At 55.9% G+C, this 21,022-nt stretch carries 16 protein-coding genes; 8 read left to right on the top strand and 8 right to left on the bottom strand.

Translation table 11 applies throughout. The annotated features are described in order from the left end of the window. Positions 1–51: 51 nt before the first annotated feature. From D9N13_RS23075 to D9N13_RS23065, 3 genes are all read left to right on the top strand, one after another. Entirely contained in the window at positions 52–918 is an 867-nt protein-coding gene (locus tag D9N13_RS23075) for a sterol desaturase family protein (protein WP_290594345.1), read from the top strand. A gap of 61 nt (positions 919–979) precedes the next feature. Then, positions 980–3,115: a DUF1302 domain-containing protein gene (locus tag D9N13_RS23070; RefSeq protein ID WP_290594344.1), complete on the top strand. Its 2,136-nt coding sequence runs from the start codon at positions 980–982 to the stop codon at positions 3,113–3,115. Positions 3,116–3,145: 30 nt separating this feature from the next. Next, positions 3,146–4,495 (top strand): DUF1329 domain-containing protein, encoded by a 1,350-nt coding sequence (locus tag D9N13_RS23065; protein WP_290594343.1) that lies wholly within the window; start codon positions 3,146–3,148, stop codon positions 4,493–4,495. On the opposite strand, the gene D9N13_RS23060 is transcribed toward D9N13_RS23065, so the two are convergent. Further along, positions 4,487–5,437 carry a homoserine kinase gene (locus D9N13_RS23060; protein ID WP_290594342.1) on the bottom strand — a complete coding sequence of 317 codons (951 nt, stop codon included), beginning with the start codon at positions 5,435–5,437 and terminating at the stop codon, positions 4,487–4,489. The two genes, D9N13_RS23065 and D9N13_RS23060, sit on opposite strands and share 9 nt — an antisense overlap. 6 nt (positions 5,438–5,443) lie before the next feature. Further along, a complete protein-coding gene (locus tag D9N13_RS23055; protein ID WP_290594341.1) occupies positions 5,444–5,734 on the bottom strand; it encodes a DUF2782 domain-containing protein in 291 nt (96 codons plus the stop codon). A gap of 400 nt (positions 5,735–6,134) precedes the next feature. Here D9N13_RS23055 and panP point away from each other — a divergent pair, with 400 nt between their 5' ends. After that, positions 6,135–7,805, top strand: coding sequence for a pyridoxal-dependent aspartate 1-decarboxylase PanP (gene panP / locus D9N13_RS23050; protein ID WP_290594340.1), 1,671 nt, complete (start codon positions 6,135–6,137; stop codon positions 7,803–7,805). Positions 7,806–7,880: 75 nt separating this feature from the next. On the opposite strand, the gene D9N13_RS23045 is transcribed toward panP, so the two are convergent. After that, positions 7,881–9,098, bottom strand: coding sequence for a DcaP family trimeric outer membrane transporter (locus D9N13_RS23045; protein ID WP_290594339.1), 1,218 nt, complete (start codon positions 9,096–9,098; stop codon positions 7,881–7,883). 166 nt (positions 9,099–9,264) lie between these two features. On the opposite strand from D9N13_RS23045, the gene acs reads away from it, so the two are divergent. Then, the gene (gene acs / locus D9N13_RS23040) at positions 9,265–11,184 is read left to right on the top strand and encodes an acetate--CoA ligase (protein WP_290594338.1); all 1,920 of its coding nucleotides are present in this window, start codon (positions 9,265–9,267) and stop codon (positions 11,182–11,184) included. Between the two features lie 186 nt (positions 11,185–11,370). After that, positions 11,371–12,033: a response regulator gene (locus D9N13_RS23035; RefSeq protein WP_290594337.1), complete on the top strand. Its 663-nt coding sequence runs from the start codon at positions 11,371–11,373 to the stop codon at positions 12,031–12,033. A 190-nt stretch (positions 12,034–12,223) separates the two neighbouring features. On the opposite strand, the gene D9N13_RS23030 is transcribed toward D9N13_RS23035, so the two are convergent. Beyond that, complete coding sequence (locus tag D9N13_RS23030) at positions 12,224–15,724, bottom strand: PAS domain-containing hybrid sensor histidine kinase/response regulator (RefSeq protein ID WP_290594336.1); 3,501 nt, start codon at positions 15,722–15,724, stop codon at positions 12,224–12,226. A 78-nt stretch (positions 15,725–15,802) separates the two neighbouring features. Continuing rightward, on the bottom strand, positions 15,803–16,426 hold the full coding sequence (locus D9N13_RS23025) for a hypothetical protein (RefSeq protein WP_290594335.1): 624 nt from the start codon (positions 16,424–16,426) through the stop codon (positions 15,803–15,805). 176 nt (positions 16,427–16,602) lie between these two features. Between D9N13_RS23025 and D9N13_RS23020 the strand changes: the two genes are divergently transcribed. Continuing rightward, the gene (locus D9N13_RS23020) at positions 16,603–17,430 is read left to right on the top strand and encodes a helix-turn-helix transcriptional regulator (RefSeq protein WP_290594334.1); all 828 of its coding nucleotides are present in this window, start codon (positions 16,603–16,605) and stop codon (positions 17,428–17,430) included. Here D9N13_RS23020 and D9N13_RS23015 read toward each other — a convergent pair. Beyond that, entirely contained in the window at positions 17,427–17,903 is a 477-nt protein-coding gene (locus tag D9N13_RS23015) for a DUF1456 family protein (protein WP_290594333.1), read from the bottom strand. The genes D9N13_RS23020 and D9N13_RS23015 overlap by 4 nt on opposite strands. 195 nt (positions 17,904–18,098) lie before the next feature. On the opposite strand from D9N13_RS23015, the gene D9N13_RS23010 reads away from it, so the two are divergent. Next, on the top strand, positions 18,099–19,517 hold the full coding sequence (locus D9N13_RS23010) for a cellulase family glycosylhydrolase (protein ID WP_290594332.1): 1,419 nt from the start codon (positions 18,099–18,101) through the stop codon (positions 19,515–19,517). A gap of 17 nt (positions 19,518–19,534) precedes the next feature. Here D9N13_RS23010 and D9N13_RS23005 read toward each other — a convergent pair whose 3' ends face one another. Both D9N13_RS23005 and D9N13_RS23000 read right to left on the bottom strand, forming a co-directional pair. Continuing rightward, on the bottom strand, positions 19,535–20,113 hold the full coding sequence (locus D9N13_RS23005; protein WP_290594331.1) for a PhnA domain-containing protein: 579 nt from the start codon (positions 20,111–20,113) through the stop codon (positions 19,535–19,537). 59 nt (positions 20,114–20,172) lie between these two features. Then, positions 20,173–21,015 (bottom strand): LEA type 2 family protein, encoded by an 843-nt coding sequence (locus tag D9N13_RS23000; protein WP_290594330.1) that lies wholly within the window; start codon positions 21,013–21,015, stop codon positions 20,173–20,175. Positions 21,016–21,022 lie beyond the last annotated feature (7 nt).

Here is a 21,022-nt window from a genome sequence, read left to right as displayed (position 1 = left end):
AATATTATTCAGCATCGTAACCTTGCCGTAAATCAAAAACGGGGATGAGTTATGAATGTTGCGGCACAGGATTACACCTTGCTCAGCGTCGCCATCATTATGTTGCTGGTGTTGTATGAATGGGTAACCGGTAAATATCGTGAGGGGCGTAAAACCAAGCAGGATTGGCAGATGTTTGCGTTGTCCTCCGGGGTATTGGCGGTCATCGAGCGGCCGCTGTTGTTGTTTTGTTGTTTTGGCCTGATGAGTTTGCTGTTGCCGGATCAGCGCAGTCAGTTGGGCTGGATTGAGGATCGCTACCCGGTATTGGCCGTAGTGGGATTTATTCTGATCGATGAGTTTCTACACGGATGGGCCCATAACTTTTCTCATGAGCGTAAACCGGCCAATAAATGGCTGGCTATGTTGCAAGCCTACTATAAGAGCGCCCACCGGCCGCATCACATGAACGGCGGCATAGACGGGAAGGGCGAACTGAGCGTAACCCAAGTGGTGGTGGCAGGTTGGGGCTGGATGTTTGCGTTACCCAATTATTGGTTTGGTTTTATCTGCCTTTATCTTGGCTTGGTGGAAACCTGGGCCATTGGTACCGCTATCAAGAGTATCTGGGGCATTCATGTGCACACCAACTGGAAATACGATTTGTATCTGTTGAATCACAAAAATCCATGGATTGCCAAAACCATGTATGCATTGTGTCACGTATTTACTTTTCCAAATCAGCATCATCAGCACCACAGTCGCAGTAAAAACTCGGCACGCAATATGAATAATTTTCTGGCGCTGTTTGACTGGCTGTTTTGGAAGAAGCTCACCATAGAGAAGCAGCGGCCCAAGGTGTATGGCTGGCGGCAAACGGAGCGCGAAGCCAGCAGTGCCACGTACCGCTATCTGCACCGTTCTTTAAAAGTAAATTAGCTATCAATGCGCAGGGAATCTTTCAACCAGGGAGCGGTTGGTTGTACTGGTGAGAGGAAACATGACAATAATAAGAATAATCCTGGCGCTGTGGATTGTGCCACTGGCACTTCCGGTTTGTGCGTTGAGCTGGGAGGGTGAAGGCTTCACCTTTGGTATTAATTCCACCGTAACGCTGTCCAGCAGTTGGCGTGTACAGGAACCTGATGAGGCAAATATTGCCTTCGGCAATAGCGGCAATCTGGTGCAGGTGGGCAATCCCATTACTGCGTTGCGATTCCTGCAGCCCACTTTGCAAAGCAATTTGGGCAATGATGGTTTACCTGCACCGGGGGTATATCCCCCTGGAGCCTATGCCATTACCGAGCCGCAGGTGTGTGAACAGCAGGGCCTGCCGGTGGATGGATTGAACGCGTGCTGGCTGCCGTATTTTCCCTCCGGGCCCGGCGTTTATAACGAAAACACGGATGATGGGAATTTGAATTTCTCTACCGGTGTGTTCTCGCAACAGTTGCGCTCGTTGCACGATATTGCCTTGGATTTTGACGATGCGGGTTTTTTTGCACGGGTGCTGTTGTTCTACGATCACTACATCGAACAGAATGACTTGCCTCACCGGCTCCTTAACAGCGAGGGGCGTGAATTGGTGGGGCAGGACATCCGTTTTCTGGATCGCTATTTCTACGCCAATTTATATTACGGTGATGTTCCGGTTTCGTTGCGGGTGGGGCGGCAGGTAATATCCTGGGGTGAAAGCGGCTTTATCAGCGGCATGAACATATTGCAAAACCCGAGGGATTTTAACCAGTTCGCCATGTCCGGCGGTGATTTAAAACAGGCGTCGATTCCGGTCGAGAGTTTGTGGTTGTCGTTTGGGGTAACGGAGAACGTGAACGTTGAGGCCTATCTCAAAACCAAGTGGGAACCCAACCGGTTGCCGCCGGCCGGCAGTTACTTCAGCAGCGCGGACATTATCGGGGCGGGGGGTGATCTGCTGTGCATCAACGGCGGCATGCTGGCGGACGATGATCCACGGCGGGTATGTGTATCGCGCACGGCAGACAAACCGGCTTCCGATGACGGTGAATTTGGCGTCAAGCTATCCTGGTATGTGCCAGAGCTGAATGATTCTGAGCTGGGATTTTATTATCTGCGTTATCACAATCCGTCACCGGTGTTTGGTGCACGGGAGGGGATTCCGGATCGCACCTTGGCGCAATCGCTGCAAGCCAACTATTACTTTCAGTATCCCGAGAATCTGTCGCTGTTTGGTTTTACGTTCAACACGGTGGCTCCCACAGGCACATCCCTGGCGGGGGAGATCACCTATCGGCGTGACGTGCCGTTGTCGGTGGATATCTATGAAATTTTGGGCTCGGCAGTGGGCAATCTGGTCAACATTTTACTTTACGACGAAGCCAATGGTGGTGCGTTGGCGTCTTTGCTGGCCGGTGGCGACGTGGATGCGGGGCAGTTGCTGACCGTATTAAGTGGGCTGGTTCCCAATGTGGTGAATGGCCCGGAGGCATTGGACCGCTGGCTGGCGCAGCAACCCACCAGTGATTTTCGGGATCACGCGGATGAGGGCAATGCCTGCCAGAACACTGATCTGTGTTTTCCCCCTTATCAGATTGAATTGATGCCGCCTTTTTCCGGAGCGGATGTGCCCACCTATATTGAGCGGGACGCGGTAAAGGCGTCCTTGCTGGCCATTCATACGCTGGGTGGCCACTGGTTGGGTGCGTCGCAGGTGTTGGTCATCGGTGAGCTGGGCGCACTCTATATTGTGGATCATCCGCAATACGATGAGCTGCGCCTGTTGACACCGGGCACAGAAGGCCGGGGTGCTCTGGACCCGATACCGTCGTTACGAGGCTTGCCCTGTTGTGATCGAAAGCGCTGGTCGGATGGATTTGCCTGGGGCTACGTTTTGCGCGCCAGCGCGGATTACCCCGGTTTGCCGGGTGGCTTCAGTGTGACGCCGTCGGTGTTGTGGAAGCACGATGTGGCGGGTACTTCACCGTCCGGTTCTGCGGGGTTCGTGGAGGACACTCAGGTGTTGCGCATGGGGGTGAAGGCCAGCCATGCCTCGGCGATTGATGTAGCTCTGGATTACACCCGCTTTATGGGTAACGAGCGTGCCAACCAATTGCACGATCGCGACTTTGTCACACTGTCATTGAGTTACACATTCTAAAAAAATACTTTAAAACAAGAGGGAAATAATATGATCCGTTTTATTCGTTGTATGGTCTGTACCCTGCTTATATTGATGAGCGTCAGCAATGCCCAGGCTAAAGTCAACGCGGAGCAGGCGCAACAGTTGCAGCAGGCACTGACCCCCGTGGGCGCTGAGCGGGCGGGCAATGCCGAGGGCACCATTCCCACCTGGCAGGCGGGGCAGATCGAGTACCCGCCGATCAAGCCGGGTATGCACCATCCCAATCCGTTTGCTGACGATCAGCCACGGCTGGTGATCAACGCTGCAAATATGAGTGCCCATCAAAGCAAGTTGAGTGCCGCGCACCAGCTCATGTTGCAACGTTATCCTGATTTTCAATTAAAGGTGTATCCCACCCGGCGGACCGCAACGTACCCTCAGCGGGTGTATGACGCGGTGTATCAGAATGCGTTGCATGCCGAGCTGGTGGAAGGGGGCGAAGGGGTGATTCAGGCCACCACCAGCTCCCCCTTTCCCATTCCCGCCAACGCCCATGAGGTGATGTGGAATCACAAGCTTCGTTACCGTGGTGAGGCGGTACAAACCCACAGCGGCTCGGCAGTGGTGGACAGCAAAGGTCGATACACCCTGCGCAAGACCGATACGCTGATCAAATTCATGTACTCCGATCCGCAGCGGGATCAGCGTTCCCAGGATGAGTTGGCCATAATGTTGCTGGGTTCCACCACCGCACCCCCCAAGCTGGCCGGAAACAAACTGTTGGTGCACGAATTTATCAATGCCATGAAGGAGCCGCGTAAATCCTGGATTCATTTGTCGGGGCAGCGTCGAACGCGCAGAGCACCCGATATTGCCTACGATGCACCGGTGCTGATCAGTGACAGCATTGCCCTGGTGGACAACACGGATATGTTCAGTGGCGCCATGGATCGTTTTGATTGGACATTAAAGGGTAAGCGGGAGCTGTTTGTTCCCTATAACGCCTATGCCTTGCACAGTGATCAACGGCAATATGATGAGCTGCTGACCGCTACCCATTTGAATCCCGAGGTGCTGCGTTATGAATTGCATCGAGTGTGGGTGGTGGAGGCCACTTTGAAAAAAGGGTTTCGGCACCGTTACGGCAAGCGGGTGTTTTACATAGATGAAGACAGCTGGCAGGTTGCGTTGCTGGAACAATACGATGGCAAAGGCAATCTGATGAGCCTGGCGGAAGGTCATCCGATCAACTATTACGAGAAGCCACTCTTCTGGTACACCGTGGAAGTGATTTATGATCTGGAAAAGGGAATCTATTACGCATCAGGGCTGGATAATCAGGAAAAAATGTACGACTTTTCAGTGAGCCCGAAATCATCCTATTTCGCGCCGGCCACTCTGTCCCGTTTACGTTAGGGCGTGCAGCCGTGCCAGCAGCATCCGCTGCATGATGCGCGGATCTTTCTGGGCAACGTTGTGGGGCTGGTCGGTGTCATGCCACGACAACAGGCGTGAAATCCAAAACCGCAGGGCCGCGTAGGCCAGCATGCGTGGCCACAACGTTTGCTCGTCTGCCGAAAGTGGCCGGAGTTGGGTGTAGCTTGTCATGACGGCGTGATAGCGCTCGGCGATCAGCTGCCCCTGTTCGTCACTGCACCAGTCGTTCACCAATACGGCCAGGTCATAAATAAAGACATCGTCGCAGGCGTTGTAAAAGTCGATGATGCCGGTGAGCTGGTCGCCCTCAAATAACGCATTGTCGTGGAACAGGTCGTGGTGGTTGATCCCGCAGGGTAAGGTGTCGATGATGCCCTGATGCAGGCGCCAGTCTGCAACCTGATCCAGCAGTAGCGTTTTTTGATCCTGATGTAAAAAGGGTTGCAGTGTATGGATGGCCTGTTCCCGCCATTGGGCACCGCGATCGTTGGCACGCCGCGCACTGAACCGCGGCGACGCCAGGTGCATGCGTGCCATGGCCCCGGCAATGGCGCCGCACTGTTCGATGGTTGGGGTGGCGGGGTGGCTGCCGGTGAAACAGGGCACCAGTATGGCCGGTTTGTTTTGCAGAGGCAAAATGGCCTGGCCCTGAGCGTTGCGATAGGGGGCCGGCACCGGTAAGCCTTCCTGGGCCAGGAAGCTGGTGAGCGCCACAAAGTAAGGCAACTCGGATTCCGGCATCATTTCAAATAACGTCAGCACCAGGCGACAGGTTTGCTGGTGCCGGTCGAGGGCGGTCACGAAATAGTTGGTGTTTTCAATGCCCGCGTCGGTGGCTTTTAAACTCAGCACCTGAGTGAATCCAAACGGCGCAATAAACGCCGCCACCTGGGATTCACTCAGCGGGGTATACACGGCCATCGGAATCTACCAGGAAATCAACACCCACTCCGGTACCAGGATACGGTCGGCAGAATCCCGAATAAACTGGCCTTCGCCATTGGGGTCCACCAGATTGTAGGGGGCGCCGTTTTTGGGGATCACCTTGATACCATAGACTTTGCCGTTGATCTGGTGAATTTTCAGGGTCTTGTCCACATCGTCGACAATGGTGATCTGGGGTTCGGCAGTGATGGCTTCTTCGCCCTCGCGGGGCTCAACGCGGGCCTGCAGAGACAGGGGTAACAGGATCAGGCACAGGGCCAGCAACTTTTTCATAGCGACACTCTTCAAAAGCGCGGTTTAGGCGCGAAAAACGGTTTGTATCACAGTAGTTTATAGTGCATTGCGCAACCACACAAAGGCATCAGAGTACTGATACAAGGCTGGACCAATCCCAGGCGATGCAGATATTCTGTGTCATTCTTGCTACGCTAGAAAAGACACATGGTAAACAAGTTGCTTTATTGATGTTTCTTTTGGTTGCTCCAATGACCACAAAAACACCGTGGTTGAGTGGGCATATAAAGGGATATATTCCACTAAATCAAAGGCTTAGATGGCTCAATCGAGCGTTTGGTAGAAGTGGTATCGTGAAGTGTGACTTTATGGTTAAATTATCGCCCTCAATTTAGCGAGACAGAGGGCGGTTTTTTCGCCTTTAACATAGGTCAGCCGTATGACGAATAAACCGCGATATGCCGAAGCCAGTATGGAAGCCATGTATCGTATTTTTACGGTACCCGAGGCGCCAGGGTCAACGCTGGGTAACATCGATCAGAAGCTCTCCCAGAATCTTGCAGGCTTCCTGCAGGAACACATCGTTGCGGTTGAAAAAGATCTGGAGGAGTTGCAAAAAGACTTCTCCGATTCGGAAATCCCCGAAAAGCCCATTTTCGTATCCGACCAGGCCGATTTTCTGATGGACAAACTGGTGGCCCAGTCGGTGCACACCGCGTCCCCCAGTTTTATCGGCCATATGACCTCTGCCTTACCCTATTTCATGTTGCCGTTGTCGCGCATCATGATGGCCCTGAATCAGAATCTGGTGAAGATCGAAACCTCCAAGGCGTTTACCCCCATGGAGCGTCAGGTGCTGGGCATGATTCACCGTCTTATCTATGACAAGAACGACGGCTTCTATGATAAGTGGATGCACGAGCCGGGTTATTCCTTGGGGTCGTTCTGTTCCGGTGGCACCATCGCCAATATCACCGCCCTGTGGGTGGCCCGCAATTGCCGTTTTGATAAAGATCTGAAGAACGGTTTCCGTGGTATTCAGCGTGCCGGCCTGTATGGGGCGTTACAGCACTACGGCTACAAGGGAGCGGCCATTCTGGTGTCTGAGCGGGGCCACTATTCATTGGGCAAAGCCGCCGATGTGTTGGGAATCGGCCGTGACTCTCTGATCAGCATCAAAGCCGATGCCCGCAACAAAATTGATTTGCAGGAACTGCGTACCCGTATTGATGAATTGAAAGCCGACAACGTCGCCATCATTGGCATGGTAGGGGTGGCGGGAACCTCGGAAACCGGCAGTGTGGACCCGCTGGATGAAATGGCGGACATCGCCGAAGAGATCGGTTGTCATTTCCACGTGGATGCTGCCTGGGGTGGCCCCACCCTGTTCTCCAAAAAGTACGCTCATATTTTAAAAGGCATCGAACGGGCGGATTCCGTTACCATTGATGCCCACAAACAAATGTACGTGCCCATGGGCGCGGGCATGGTGGTGTTCAAGGATCCTTCGCTGGTGTCCTCCATTGAACACCACGCGGATTATATTATTCGTAAAGGCTCACGGGATCTGGGTGCCTACACTCTGGAAGGTTCCCGCCCCGGGATTGCCATGCTGCTGCATTCCGGTTTGAAGATTATCGGCCGCAGCGGTTATGAAATTCTGATTGAACAGGGTATTGAGAAAGCCCACGCGTTTGCCAGCATGATCAATGTCGAAACGGATTTCGAGCTGGTGTCGGAGCCGGAGCTGAATATTCTTACTTACCGCTATGTACCGGCCTTTGTTAAACAGAAACTGGCCACCGCAACCCCGGCGCAAGTGGATGAAATCCACGAGGTGTTGAACCGCCTCACCAAGCGCATCCAGAAAAACCAGCGGGCGCGGGGCAAATCCTTTGTATCCAGAACCACGCTGACACCGGAAGCCTGGGATCGTCGCCGTACCATCGTGTTCCGCGTGGTATTGGCCAATCCACTGACCAGCCTTGAAATTCTGCAGGATGTATTGGCGGAGCAGAAGCATATTGCCTCCACCAGCGCCTGTACGGAATGCATGGATGAGCTGCACGGGCTGTGTGATGACCGGCCTATGCATGCCCACGCGGTCTAGGGGTTGAAATGATACAAAAAAACGCGGCTCGAAGCCGCGTTTTTTGGTTGCAGTCGATGGCTATATGGGTTGCGTTTAGAAACCGTATTTGGCGGAAAACTGCAGACGGTTGATGGAGCCGTCGTCACCACTTTCCACTTCTTTTTGGCCGATAATGATTTCACCCCCCAGATCCAGTGCCGCCGTGGGTTTGTAGATCAGGTTGGCATGGAAGGTTTCATATTTTTCCGCTGCATTGCCGCCGGCGGCGTCCGGATTGTCCGCTTGGGCTGCGGACAGTGAAAAACTGGATCGCCATTGCTTGTCCCACAGGTGGCGATAGGCGACGAACACACCCCACTGATCAATTAACTCAATATCGCCATCCGCCTCAATGGCGCCGGCGCGAAAGGCGTTAAGCCCCATATAGCGACCCAGCGCATTACCCGCATTCAGCATCACCCGCAGGTCGTCACCCTGATCCCCCACGGCAATCTTGCCTGCCAGGCTCACTGCGTAGCCGTATTCACTTTCCACATCGTCGCCGTCGTCATAGGCCAGTTCGCGGCCCATGACCGACAGGCTGTAGTTGGCCTTGCCGCTGCCAAAGTTATAGCGCGCGATCATGTCCGGAATGGCGTTGTCGTCAAACGTGGTGGCGGCACCACCGGCGTACAATGTGCTCTCGGGATTTTCCACCGCAAACTGCCAGGGGCCGCTGCTGTATCGAATCTGTGGCTGGCGAATGAAGATGGTGCCCACCGGACCGACAAAATCCAACAGGTCGGGCAGTGCGCTGACGTTAAAGAAAGTGGACCAGGTTTGTCCGAACAACCACTCATTCCAACTGAAATAGGCGTGACGCACGCGGGGCGAGTAGGAGTTGCTGACCCGCTCGTTGCCTTGGCCGCTCAGTTGAAAATCCATTTCCAGGTGGCCCTTGACCAAACCGGCGTCGGTCTGGGTCTGGCCTTTTATCCAGAGGCGGGATTCCTTGGCGGAGAAATGGGTTTTGGGGTCGCTGCTGTCACCGCCGGTGGGAATGGTGGAGACAATCAAAAAATCCTCCCCGGCACCGGTGGGCCCACGACCATCGCTGTATTCGGATACCTGAGCATCCAGTTTGATGTAGCCGCCAACCGACACACTGCTGCTGCCGGAGCTGACGTTGCTGTTGGCGGAAGCGGTCTGTGATTTCAGGGCACTGATTTCCCGCTCCAGTTTTTCGATTCGTTGATTGACGTCGTCGGCTATAACCTGGGTAGAGATCATTCCGGCGGCTACCAGCGCAGCACTAATGGGTAGTAATTTCATTGTCTCACCTGTTGTCCCGTTTGTTATTTGGTCTTCTACCCGGTCAAGACTGTAACAATTTGGTAACAGGGAGTATTAGCCAAAGGTCGAAGTCTCGACCAAAGTCTAATTCCAGCCGGCGCGGGTCCGCCGCAGACTAGCCCCTATGGAATCAGCGAGGTGTGGTATGAATACGGCAGAGCAGGCGAAAGGCACCATTCATCAACAGTATCTGGATCAGTACACAGGCAGCGTGCAGAATGCAGAAGGGTTTTGGCAGGCGGTAGGGCAGCGCATTGACTGGATCAAGCCGTTTACCCGGGTGAAAGACGTATCGTTTCAACCCGGTGATGTGCACATTCGCTGGTATGAAGACGGCACCCTTAATGCCAGTGCCAATTGTGTTGACCGTCACCTGGCCTCACGGGCCGATCAGCCCGCCATCATCTGGGAGCCGGATACCCCCGGGGCAACCCGAATCATCACCTATCAGCAGTTGCATGATGAAGTGTGCCGCAGTGCCAATGCCATGAAGGCTTTGGGAGTGGGTAAGGGGGATCGGGTCATGATCTACATGCCCATGATTCCCGAGGCGGTGTTTTCCATGCTGGCCTGTGCCCGGCTCGGGGCCATACACTCCGTGGTGTTCGGTGGCTTCTCTCCGGAAGCGCTGGCCGGCCGGATCGAGGATTGCGGTGCCAAACTGGTGGTGACCGCCGATGAGGGCCTGCGTGGCGGCCGCCCCATTGCCCTGAAGCACAATGTGGATGCGGCATTGGCCCACCCCAGTGTTAACACGGTGGAGCATGTGCTGGTGGTGCGTCATACCGGCGGTGAAGTGCAGTGGAACGATGAGCGGGATGTGGACTATGCCGCTGCCACCCGGGCCGCTGCCAATACTTGCCTGGCGCAGGAAGTAAACGCCGAAGATCCGTTGTTTATTCTGTACACCTCCGGTTCCACGGGCAAACCCAAAGGCGTATTGCACACCACCGGCGGCTATATGGTGTATGCCTCCTTCACCCATCAGCAGGTGTTTGATTATCGGCCGGGTGAGGTGTACTGGTGTACCGCCGACATCGGCTGGATCACCGGCCATACCTATCTGGTATACGGGCCCCTGGCGAACGGTGCGACGGTGGTGATGTGCGAAGGCTTACCCAACTTTCCCGATGAAACCCGTTTGGGCCAGGTGATCGATGCGCACGGGGTTGCGGTCTTATACACGGCGCCAACGGCCATTCGTTCCTTCATGGCAAAAGGGGAGGCGCCCTTTGCCCATTCCAGTCGACGTAGCCTGCGCATTGTGGCCACCGCCGGCGAACCCATTAATCCGGCAGCGTGGCAGTGGTATCACGACGTGATCGGAGCCGGACAGGCGCAAGTGATTGACACCTGGTGGCAGACGGAAACCGGGGGGGTGATGATTACCACCCTGCCCGGCAGCACGGTGCATAAGCCGGGCGCTGCCACCCAGCCTTTCTACGGAATTTGCCCGCAACTGGTGGATAACGAAGGCCATGTGCTGACCGGGGCCGCCGAAGGCAATCTGGTGATTACCGACAGTTGGCCGGGCCAGATGCGTACCCTGTGGGGGGATCATGAACGCTTTGTGCAGACCTATTTCACCACCTTCCCCGGCAAGTATTGCACCGGGGATGGTGCCCGCCGCGATGAGGATGGCGATTACTGGATTACCGGCCGGGTCGACGATGTGATCAACGTGTCCGGCCACCGCCTGGGCACCGCAGAGATTGAAAGTGCTCTGGTGGCTCACCATAAGGTGGCGGAAGCGGCGGTGGTGGGTTGCCCCCATGACATCAAGGGCCAGGGTATCTACGTGTATGTGACAGTGAATGAGGGCATTGACCCTTCGGAGGAGCTGTTACAGGAATTGCGCAATTGGGTGCGCCGGGAAATCGGCCCGGTGGCGTCACCGGACTGGATTCAGTTTGCTCCGGGGCTGCCCAAAACCCGCTCCGGAAAAATCATGCGCCGCATTCTCAGAAAGATTGCGGCCAACGAGTTTGATCAGTTAGGCGATGTGTCGACTCTTGCCGATCCTGCCGTAGTACCGCAGTTGGTGGATTCCAGAGTAAATCGTTAATGATCTTGCCGTCGGCCAACCCTCATGGCCGGCGGTTTTTTTATTGCTGCCTGGTGCCTCTCTTGCTCTTGAGGCCCCGGCTTGCTCCTGAGGCCCCGGCTTGCTCCTGAGGCCCCGGGCATGATTTGACGTTGCCGCGCACAACAACCACAATTAGCTCAAACGGCCAACGGTTACATAATAACAATGACCTTACATGGAAACGTACTGATCGCCGACGATCATCCTCTGTTTCGTATGGCCTTGAAACAGGCGGTGACGCAGGCCTTTCCCGGTGCCCGTGTGGTAGAAGCGGAAAACATTGATCAGTTGGAACGTCTCACCGATGCCGGAGAAGTGTTTTCTCTGCTGTTGCTGGATCTCAACATGCCCGGAGCCCATGGCTTTTCAGGGTTGATCTACCTGCGCGAGCGATACCAGGAAATCCCGCTGGTGGTGGTGTCTGCCTCTGAAGAGGCCGCGATCATTCACAAGGCCGTGGAATACGGCGCCAACGGTTTTATTCCCAAATCGGCATCCATGGACGTGATGGTGAAGGCCATTGAGCAGGTCTGTGCCGGCGCGCGTTGGTTGCCGCCCAACATCCTGCCGCAACATCATCCGCTGTTAAAGCAGGAAGATCATGATCTGGCCAAGTGCATTGCCTCACTGACCCCGCAACAATTCCGGGTGCTGGGTATGCTGGCGGAAGGGCAGTTGAACAAACAGATTGCTTACGAGCTGGGGGTGTCCGAAGCCACCATCAAGGCGCACATGACCGCCATCTTCCGTAAACTGGGGGTGCGTAACCGGACACAGGCGGTGATTCGTTTGCAGAATCTGGATGTGGAATCCTTTCCGAACACCTAGGCCATTACCGGCATTTCTCCTCATACAATCCGGCCAGCCCAAAGGAGGCCAGCATCAGATATGAGGCGCGGGCTGCTGGGTATCCATGTGGCAACAGATAAGATAGATCAGAACCACGGTGTTGATAACCAGATGTTGATAACCAATAGGGTATTGAATAACCTTTGAATCATGGAGTTTCTGGTAGTGTCTATTGTTGATCCGTCAGTACCGAGCTCAGTGCTGCCTGCAACCCTTCCGGGGTAATCGGCTTCTGCAAAAAATAGTATCCCCTTTCCCGGGCTTTGAGTTTCACTGCTTCGGCGTGATCAGCGGTCATCAATATAGCCGGTACCACATCCTCCCAGCATTCATCCAGGGCATCGATTACATCAAAACCGGTTTCGTCATCCAGTTGGTAATCCACCAGCAGAGCATCCGGCGACCGGGGTAAGGTATTGGCTTTTTCCAACGCGGATTTCAATGAGGAGGCGCTGGTGCTGATGCACTGCCATTGGTTCAACAGAGATTCAACACCGCTCAGGATCATGGGCTCGTTATCAACACAGAAAACGGTGAGGCCGGAAAGTTTTGGTGGTGCCGGGCTGGATTGGTTGGCCTGCGCGGTTTGAGTTACCTGGGTGGTGGGCACCCGGATGGAAAATACGGTGCCCTTGCCCACGCGGGAATGTACGGACAGGGGGTGTTGTAACAACTGACTGATGCGCTGGGCGATGGCCAACCCCAGCCCCAGCCCTTTGCTGTCCAGTGTGCCGTCAGTGTTGCGATGTTTGATGCGGTGAAACTCTTTGAATATGTGTTCGATCTGGTCGTCCGGAATGCCCACTCCCGTATCCCAGATCTGGATGTCCACCGCCCCCGGTCGACGGCGACAGCCCAACAGGATGCGTCCGCCGGGGGTGTAGCGCACGGCATTGAGCAGCAGATTCTGCAATACCCGACGTAACAGTTTGTCATCACTGTGGACCCAGCTGTGGCAATCCACCCAGCGCAATTGCAATCCCTTTTCCGCTGCAATGACATCAAACTCCGAGGCCAGGCTGGTCAGCAAGGTGTGGAGATCGAACGCCGTAACATTGGGCTTGATGGTGCCGGTATCCAGGCGGCTGATGTCCAGCAGCGTGTTGATGAGATGTTCCGCCACGTGCAAAGAGTTGTCGATGTGCTGCAGTATCTCCAGTTCTTCCCGGCATTGCAGGTTGCTGTTTTTGAGTTGCAAGCGTTGTTGCAGGGAGGAGGTAAATAAATGGGCGGCATTCAGAGGCTGCATCAGATCGTGCCCGGCCGCGGCCAGAAAGCGGGTTTTGCCTTCATTGGCCGTGTGCAGTGCCGCGTTCAGTTCCGATAATTTCTGGGTGCGGTCGGACACCATCATTTCCAGGCTTTCATTCATCTGACGCAGTGCGCGCTCATCCATTTTACTTTCAGTAATGTCCAGGAAGGTGGAGACAAAACCACCATCCGGCATGGGGTTGCCGCGGACTTCAACGATGATGCCATTGGGCAGCTCACGCTCAAACCGATGGGGGCCGCCCTGCTTCAGCAGGTTCACCCGCCGTTGTACCTGTTGGTCTTCGTTTTCCGCCGGGTAGAAACCGCGGTGGGCGTTATAGCGGTAAACATCCGCAATCGGGCGCCCCAGCTGAATCAACCCATCGGGGTATTCGAACAATTTAATGTAGGTGCGGTTCCAGGCCACGATGTTGAGATTTTTATCCACCACGCAGATGCCGTGGGAGATGGTTTCGATGGTGGTTTGCAGCAGTTGGTGATTGAACTGGATCAGCTCGGCTGCCTCGTCAATCATGGCTACGGCGTCGGAATGTTCATCTGTGTGACGGCTCAGCATGGAGCCCAGCAATACCCGGGCAGAGCTTGCGCCCATAACCCGCGCCAGCATTTTTTCGGTAAACCGGAACAGGTCCACGGTGGCCGGTAGCTTGGGATCCAGTTCCAGTTGGTTGACGGCGGCGTATTGGGCAAAGGCCATGTCGCTGCTGTTGCGGCCCAGGCAGCGGCCGGCAATGTCCTGCAGATCCTGAATGCGGATATGGGCGGCATGGTAGCGGCCCAGCAGGCTTTCATAATGGGTGGGAACGTCCACAAACAGTATGGCCTGGTTGCGGTCGATGGTTTCCTGGAGAGCGGTTTTGGAAAAGTAGATATAGCAGAAAATGTTGATCGCCAGACTCCAGAACACACCGTGGCTGAGAGGGTCCAGCCCTTCCAGCCCGAACAGGGCATAGGGGCGAATCAGGCCCAGCCCCAGCAAACCTTGGTTCTGCAAAGTTGCTGCCAGTTCATCGGGCAGCAGCACGGGCAGCAGCAGGCAGTAAAACCACACGCTGAAACCGGACAGGATACCCAGGGCAGCACCCCGTTTGTGACCCTGCTTCCAGTACAGGCCACCCACCAGCACCGGCGCAAACTGAGCCACGGCGGCGAAAGACAGCAGCCCGATACTGGCCAGTGCTCCGAATTGCGCAAAGATGTCATTGAGCAGGTACGCCAGCAGCAGAATCACAAAGATGGAGACACGGCGGATCTTGCGCACCAGGGGAGTGATTTGCCGTGGCAACTCACCGGCGCGACGGGCCCGGTTCAGGTAGATGGGAATCACCAGCTCATTGCACACCATAATACTGAGAGCCACGCTGGACACGATGACCATACCGGTGGCGGCGGACACGCCACCGAGAAAGCTGAGCAGGGCCAGGGATGGCTGATCGAAATGCATGGGCAGGCTGAGGATGTAACGGTCGGCATGCCCGATCTGCTCAGGCAGGTGCAGCAGGCCCGCCATGGCAATGGGCACCACAAAGAGTGTGAACAGTAACAGGTAGCCGGGAAACAGCCAGCGGGCCTTGTGCAAATCGCCACTGCGGCGGTTTTCCACCACGGTGGTGTGAAACTGGCGCGGCAGACAGATAATGGCGGCCATGGCCAGCAGGGTCTGGGTGAAAAAGCCCTGGTCAAAGAAGTCGGAGGAAAAGCGTTGCCGCAATACCGGATTGTGTTCCAATTGGACAAACAGATCGCCGATGCCCCCGAATACCTGCCACACCACAAACACGCCCACCACCACAAAGGCGAACAGTTTGACCAGGCTTTCAAAGCCGATGGCCAGCATCAGCCCGTTCTGGTGTTCGCTGGCGTCGATATGACGGGTGCCGAACAACACCGCAAACATGGCCATCAGCAGCGCCACCGCCAGGGCGCTGTTGATGGGCCAGCTGCTTTCCATGCCGTTGGTGAGGCTGTCGAAGGCCATGGTCACCGCTTTCAGCTGCAAGGTGATGTAGGGGATGGTGCCGGCGATGGCCACCAGGGTAATCAGAATCGCCAGCGGCTGGGATTTACCGTAGCGCGAGGCGATGAAATCAGCGATGGAGGTAATGCCCTGCTGTTTGCTGATGGCGATGATCTTGAACAGCATGGGGGTGCCCAGGATGAACACGATCATGGGGCCAAGGTAGATCGGCAGAAAATCCCAGCCGAAGTTGGCGGCTTGCCCCACGGCGCCGAAAAACGTCCAGGAGGTGCAGTACACCGCCAGGGTGAGGCTGTACAGCCAGGGGCTGTTGAGGGCCTGCTGGGAGCGCGCAGAACGCCGGTCGCCGTACCAGGCGATCAGAAACAGTATGCAGGTATAGGCCAGCGCAAAGCCGGCCAGTGTCCAGACGGAAAACATAGCAGCGCCTTTTTTACCTTAAGCATATAGCAAAAGTGGCCGCCGGGAACTATTCGACTTTCGTGGTGGGCCCAGGTTTCAGTGCTTGATCTTGCGGATCATCTGTTTGGCCAGGCTGTCGGCCATGTCCGACACCGAGCCCACTTCAAAGGTTTTGCTGCGACCCACCCAGGCCAGTTGTTCGGTCTTTACATCATAGATGGAGGTGGTGAGGATCACGTTGGTCTGGGTATCCGTATAGGCTTCCCGGGTCATGGTGGTGAGGCTGCCGCCGCCGCCATAGTAGCCCACGCCGGAGCCCCAGTACCCGCTCCAGTGAGGATAATAGGCGCCGGTGTAGTAGGTGCGAACCCGCTCCGGCACATAGTCGGTTTCGATATCCACCCGGCCCAGGGCAGTGACGATAATATGGTCGTAGTCACTTTCTTTCAGATGTGCGGCCACAGCCTCTTTGGTGGGCAGTGCATCCCCCAGGGTGGTGAAACTGGCGGTGGCATCAATGCCCTTTTGGTTGAGCGCCCCAATGAAGCCGGTTTCGAACAGAAAGCGGTTGGTGGTGTTGGAGGCGACCGCCACCACCAGCACCTTCTGCATGTCCTGGCCGCGGAATGCCGGTTCCTGCCAGGTATCGGTCATCTTGGTGGTGGAACAGGCGGACAGAGAGAGAAGCAGCAACAGGGAAAGCAGGGGTCGAAGGGTCATGTTTAGGTCCAAAAAGCGGGTTATAGAGGTTAGATTTATGTAATGTTCGGCTAATTTTTCAATGGCAGAGGACGAATCCGATGCCGGAGCATTCGCTTCAGGCAGCATTTTTAGTATGGTATTAGAGTACAGTGCAACACCTGTTTACTTCCACCAATAATAAAAAGAAGTTGCGTATGCCGTTACCAAGTATCAAGGCGCAGACCGCCGTCGACTTTGAAGGGGTGGTTTACTACCGGACCCGCAGTATTTTGTTATTGGCGCCTTCCCTGGTGATAGGCCCCGGTGACAAAACCCACAAACGCAAATCCATCCGCCTGTTGTTGGGCGGCCGGGGGCCGGTGCAGCTGGATTTTGAAAACGCCGATGCGGTGTCCGGCAGGGCTTTGTTGGTGGCAGCAGACTCTGGCCTGTGCAGTATCGACGGCCCTCTGGCGGATGTGGCGTTGCTGGATTACGCTCCGGCCAGCGCTGAATACGCGGCACTGGATAACTATCTTGGGGGGCGTTCGGTGGTGCAGCTGGATGCGGAGTTGTTTGCGGATCTGTTGCCGCAGTGTCGGGCCGGGCAGGATGGTTCCATGAGCTGCGATCAGGTGCAGAGCCTGCTGCAAACCGCGGTGTTTCGCATCACCGGCACCGAAATACCCCCCCTGGAGTACGATCCCCGCATCGTTAAAGCCCTGCAGATGATTGAAGAATTGCCGCTGGCGGACATCTCCCTGGAGGTGCTGTCCAAAGCGGTGAACCTGTCCCCGGACCGCTTCCGTCATTTATTCAAGGAGACCACCGCCTGTACGGTGTCCCAGTACGCCCGGCAGACGGCGCTGTGGCGGGCACTGAACCTGATTACCCAGCAGGATTACACCATCACCGCCGCCTCCCATGCCCTGGGATTCCACGATGTTTCCCATTTTTACCGGGTGTATTCGGATATGTTCGGCATCAGCCTGTCCGAGCGCAGCAATCCCCGCAAGTTCAAACGGGTGCGCTGCTTCAGCTAGGGGCTGTTAACCCCGGTGCGGGCCCGCTTAATCAACCCTTTTAGAAACAGGCGCAGGAGTTTGTCGGAGCAGGGCAGGTAGTTTTTGTTGCCCTCTTTACGGAACAGGGATTTCAGTTGCTGCTTGCCCAGTTCATGGCCTTCCCCGGCAAACAGCTCATGCATGTCTTCGTCTTTCAGATCGTAGGCGATACGCAGCTTCTTCAGCACGTGATTGTTGTTCAGCGGCAATTGCGGTGGCGCAGGGGGGCTGTCTTCCCTGGCACCCCGCCGATGCACGATCAGCGCTTCCAGCATGCGTGCGGCGGTGGCCTCTTCACATTCCTCATAGCCCGGCTCATTGGATTGCTTGAGACGGTTTTTCAGGGCCTCCGGATCCATGGTTTCCCCGGAAAGGGCGTAAATCTCCGCCAGGCCGTGTTCGTTCACGGCCAGTGCCCGGCGCAGGTTTCGCATCAGTTCATTGTGGTTCATATGGGGTTTCCTGTGAATCTGGGGGGCGAGATTACAAGTCTGCCTGTACAAAGTAAATGCCAAGGGACTGCTCTAGTGCAAATGGAGGAGGTGATTTGTTGTGATTCTGGTACTATGGTTCTGTTTGGTGCCCGTGTTGGGCTGCGCTGTCCAAACCTCTGAGAATAAAAAGCAAATAATAACAAGAGGTTGGCTATGAATTGGAAGGGATTGCCGTTATGGGCAGGTTGGTTGGTGTGTTTTTGGCCCATTCAGCTGTGGGCGGACAATTGTGTTGCGCCGGCCCCGGCTGCGACCACCCGAACGGTGCCGGTGCAGGTGAGCGGTCAGCGCTTTGTGGATACCCAGGGCCGCGTCACGGTGTTGCGGGGCATTAACGTATCCGGTGATGCCAAGGTGCCGCCATTTTATGGGGTGACCGCCGCCCGTCAGCTGGACCCGTTGCCGGAGTGGGGCCTGAATACCCTGCGTCTGCTGTTCACCTGGGAGGCGTTTGAGCCGTCCCCCTGCGATTATGAAGAATCCTATCTGCAGTATTTTGAGCAGGTCACCCGGTGGGCGGCGCAGCGTGGACTCTATGTGATCGTCGACTTTCATCAGGATGCGTTCTCCCGCTTTTCCACCGGAGGTTGTGGTGAGGGCTTTCCGGCCTGGGCGGTGCATTCTTCCATTACACTGCGCGAACCCCTCAATGATGAGCGCTGTGAATCCTGGGGTACCCGCATGTTGATCGATGTTTCCCATCATCGCAGTTGGTATCATTTCCACCGCGACAGCGAAGGCGCCCGCACCCGGTTTTTAGCCATGGTGGAACGGGTGGCCCACCGTATGGCGCAGCATCCCAATGTGATCGGCTATGATGTGATAAACGAACCCTGGGGCACCAACCGTGAATTACTGAGCCTGTATGAAGATGCCGCTGCGGTGATTCGGCGGCAGGACCCACAGGCCGTGTTGTTCATACCCCCCCATGCCTTTTTGTCTTCCGGGTTGGTGGGCAACGGCATCCCGCGGCCCAACCTGCACAACTTTGCCTACGCACCCCACTATTACGATCCGATCATGATCACCTTTAAATGGTGGCTGGGTAACACCTCGGCGCCGCCCCTGAATCTGATGCTGCGCCAGGCGCAGACCTGGGATGTGCCCATGCTGTTGGGGGAATTCGGCGCCCCGGCCGGTACCCGGGGCGGGGCAGCCTACATTCGCCAAATATACGATTGGCTGGATGAGGCGCAGGTTTCCAGTGCACACTGGAATTACACTCCGAACTGGAACGCGGCCACTAAAGACGGCTGGAATCATGAGGATCTGAGCATCACCGACGACACCGGTGCGCTGCGGGATAGTTTTGAGGTGCGGCCCTATGCGGTGGCCACGGCCGGTGTGCCGCTGGCACTGCAGGTGACAGCGCAGCGGATGGAATACCGTTGGCAGCATGCGCCTGAACGGGGGGCTACCGAGGTGTTTATTCCCCCTTTGTGGTGGCAGCAGGGGGTGAGCATCCACCTGGCACCAGAGCGGGCCGGAGCCTGCCGCCGCCAGGGTAACCGGCTGCTATGCCGGGTGCGGCAGGCGCAGGCCGTGGTACTGAGCGTTGAACAGCAAAGGTAAGGGCCCACGCGCCGGGTTCAGGATTTTTTCAGATAGCAGCTCAACAGCACAATGCGCTGGCCGTTGACGCGGCCTTCGATATGTTGCGGATTATCCGTGAGGGAAATGTTGCGCACGGCGGTACCGCGCTTGGCGGTAAAGTTGGCGCCCTTGACGTCCAGATCCTTGATGATGGTGACGGTATCGCCCGCCTGCAGCGGCGTGCCGTTGCTGTCCAGGGTGGGCTCACGGTCTTCATTTTCCGGGGGCACACCGGATTCGGCCCAGGCTTTCACATCCGCTTCCAGGTACAGCATATCCAGTAGTGCCTGCGCCCACACTTCACCCTGCTCAGACAGCGTTTTCAGTTGGCGCCAGGCCATGACCTGAACCGCCGGCACCGGGCTCCACATGGTGTCGTTCAGGCTGCGCCAGTGGTTGGCTTCGATACTGTCCGGGTGGTTGATCTGGTGGCGGCAGGTGCCGCAGATCATGATGGCGCGATCGGCACTGCCGTCGGCATCGGGGGGAACGTCAAACACGGAGAGTGCAGTATCGGCGGAACAGAGTTCGCACTGTTGTTGGCAGCGCTGCAATAGCGTGGATTCGGTGCTCATAGATAATGCCTTTGGGAAATGTGGGCGCATTATGCCTAAAAACACGCCCTGATTCATGGTTATGGTGCGTAGTGGATGGGGACGTTGAGGTTCTGCAGGGCCGGGTAGGTGCTGTCCAGCGTGAAGTTCGCATCCAGGGAGTAGTCGGTAAAATTGCCGCTGCGCAAGGCTTTCAAGGCGCCGCTGCCCAGTTTCATCACGCTGATGCTGACGGGAATGTTCACACTGGTGGTTTGCTTTTCGCCGAGTTTTACCGTTTTATCAATCTTGCCGTCAAACCAGCGTTCACCGCCCATACTGAATTGGTAATCGATGTCTTTCAGGTCCAGTCCGAATGAGTTGGGATTGGTGATGTGCATGGCCAACTGGAAACTGGCTTCGGTAAAGTTGAAGCTTTTCACCTGCAGATCCCCGAACGACACCTGCGGCAACTGTGGAATGGTGATTTCTCCCTTTTTATGGCTCTTGATGTTGAACAGATTCAGCACCGGGGCATCCAGCCGCATATCGGCGTCCACTTCGTAGCGCAGGGTATTGCTGGCGCCCATGGAATCAATCAGTTGCTTCACCTCACGAAAGCCCACCGTGAAGGGAACGGTAACCTGGCTAGATTGGTTTGCGGGCACCCGAAAGCCCTGATCGGTGCTGCCTTTCACCAGTTCGCGGTCATTGAAGCGAATCCGGTAATCATAACCTGCCAACGCCAGGGCATAGTTGTTGGGGTTGGCGACATTCATGGTGAGATTCAGGCCCACGGAGTTCAGGTTAACCTGGCTGACGGCAATGTTCTGTACGCGCAGCGTGGGTTCTTGCACCATCTTGTCCAGCTGCAACTGCTCGCAGCCGGTGATCCAGAGCAAGGTAAACAAAATCCAGAGGGAAGTAAGCAAACGACGGGCCATGGGGCCT

Origin of the sequence: Ketobacter sp. GenoA1, from assembly GCF_003671475.1 — a bacterium.
In the GTDB taxonomy this organism is placed as follows: Bacteria; Pseudomonadota; Gammaproteobacteria; order Pseudomonadales; family Ketobacteraceae; genus Ketobacter.
Note: the sequence above shows the minus strand (reverse complement) of the source record. Positions and strands in the feature narration are given on the sequence as shown.

Bases quoted from the DNA above. Each gene is read 5' to 3' on its own strand.
- D9N13_RS23075 (WP_290594345.1), top strand. From the start codon at position 52: ATGAATGTTGCGGCACAGGATTACACCTTGCTCAGCGTCGCCATCATT.
- D9N13_RS23070 (WP_290594344.1), top strand. From the start codon at position 980: ATGACAATAATAAGAATAATCCTGGCGCTGTGGATTGTGCCACTGGCA.
- D9N13_RS23065 (WP_290594343.1), top strand. From the start codon at position 3,146: ATGATCCGTTTTATTCGTTGTATGGTCTGTACCCTGCTTATATTGATG.
- D9N13_RS23060 (WP_290594342.1), bottom strand. From the start codon at position 5,437: ATGGCCGTGTATACCCCGCTGAGTGAATCCCAGGTGGCGGCGTTTATT.
- D9N13_RS23055 (WP_290594341.1), bottom strand. From the start codon at position 5,734: ATGAAAAAGTTGCTGGCCCTGTGCCTGATCCTGTTACCCCTGTCTCTG.
- panP (WP_290594340.1), top strand. From the start codon at position 6,135: ATGACGAATAAACCGCGATATGCCGAAGCCAGTATGGAAGCCATGTAT.
- D9N13_RS23045 (WP_290594339.1), bottom strand. From the start codon at position 9,098: ATGAAATTACTACCCATTAGTGCTGCGCTGGTAGCCGCCGGAATGATC.
- acs (WP_290594338.1), top strand. From the start codon at position 9,265: ATGAATACGGCAGAGCAGGCGAAAGGCACCATTCATCAACAGTATCTG.
- D9N13_RS23035 (WP_290594337.1), top strand. From the start codon at position 11,371: ATGACCTTACATGGAAACGTACTGATCGCCGACGATCATCCTCTGTTT.
- D9N13_RS23030 (WP_290594336.1), bottom strand. From the start codon at position 15,724: ATGTTTTCCGTCTGGACACTGGCCGGCTTTGCGCTGGCCTATACCTGC.
- D9N13_RS23025 (WP_290594335.1), bottom strand. From the start codon at position 16,426: ATGACCCTTCGACCCCTGCTTTCCCTGTTGCTGCTTCTCTCTCTGTCC.
- D9N13_RS23020 (WP_290594334.1), top strand. From the start codon at position 16,603: ATGCCGTTACCAAGTATCAAGGCGCAGACCGCCGTCGACTTTGAAGGG.
- D9N13_RS23015 (WP_290594333.1), bottom strand. From the start codon at position 17,903: ATGAACCACAATGAACTGATGCGAAACCTGCGCCGGGCACTGGCCGTG.
- D9N13_RS23010 (WP_290594332.1), top strand. From the start codon at position 18,099: ATGAATTGGAAGGGATTGCCGTTATGGGCAGGTTGGTTGGTGTGTTTT.
- D9N13_RS23005 (WP_290594331.1), bottom strand. From the start codon at position 20,113: ATGAGCACCGAATCCACGCTATTGCAGCGCTGCCAACAACAGTGCGAA.
- D9N13_RS23000 (WP_290594330.1), bottom strand. From the start codon at position 21,015: ATGGCCCGTCGTTTGCTTACTTCCCTCTGGATTTTGTTTACCTTGCTC.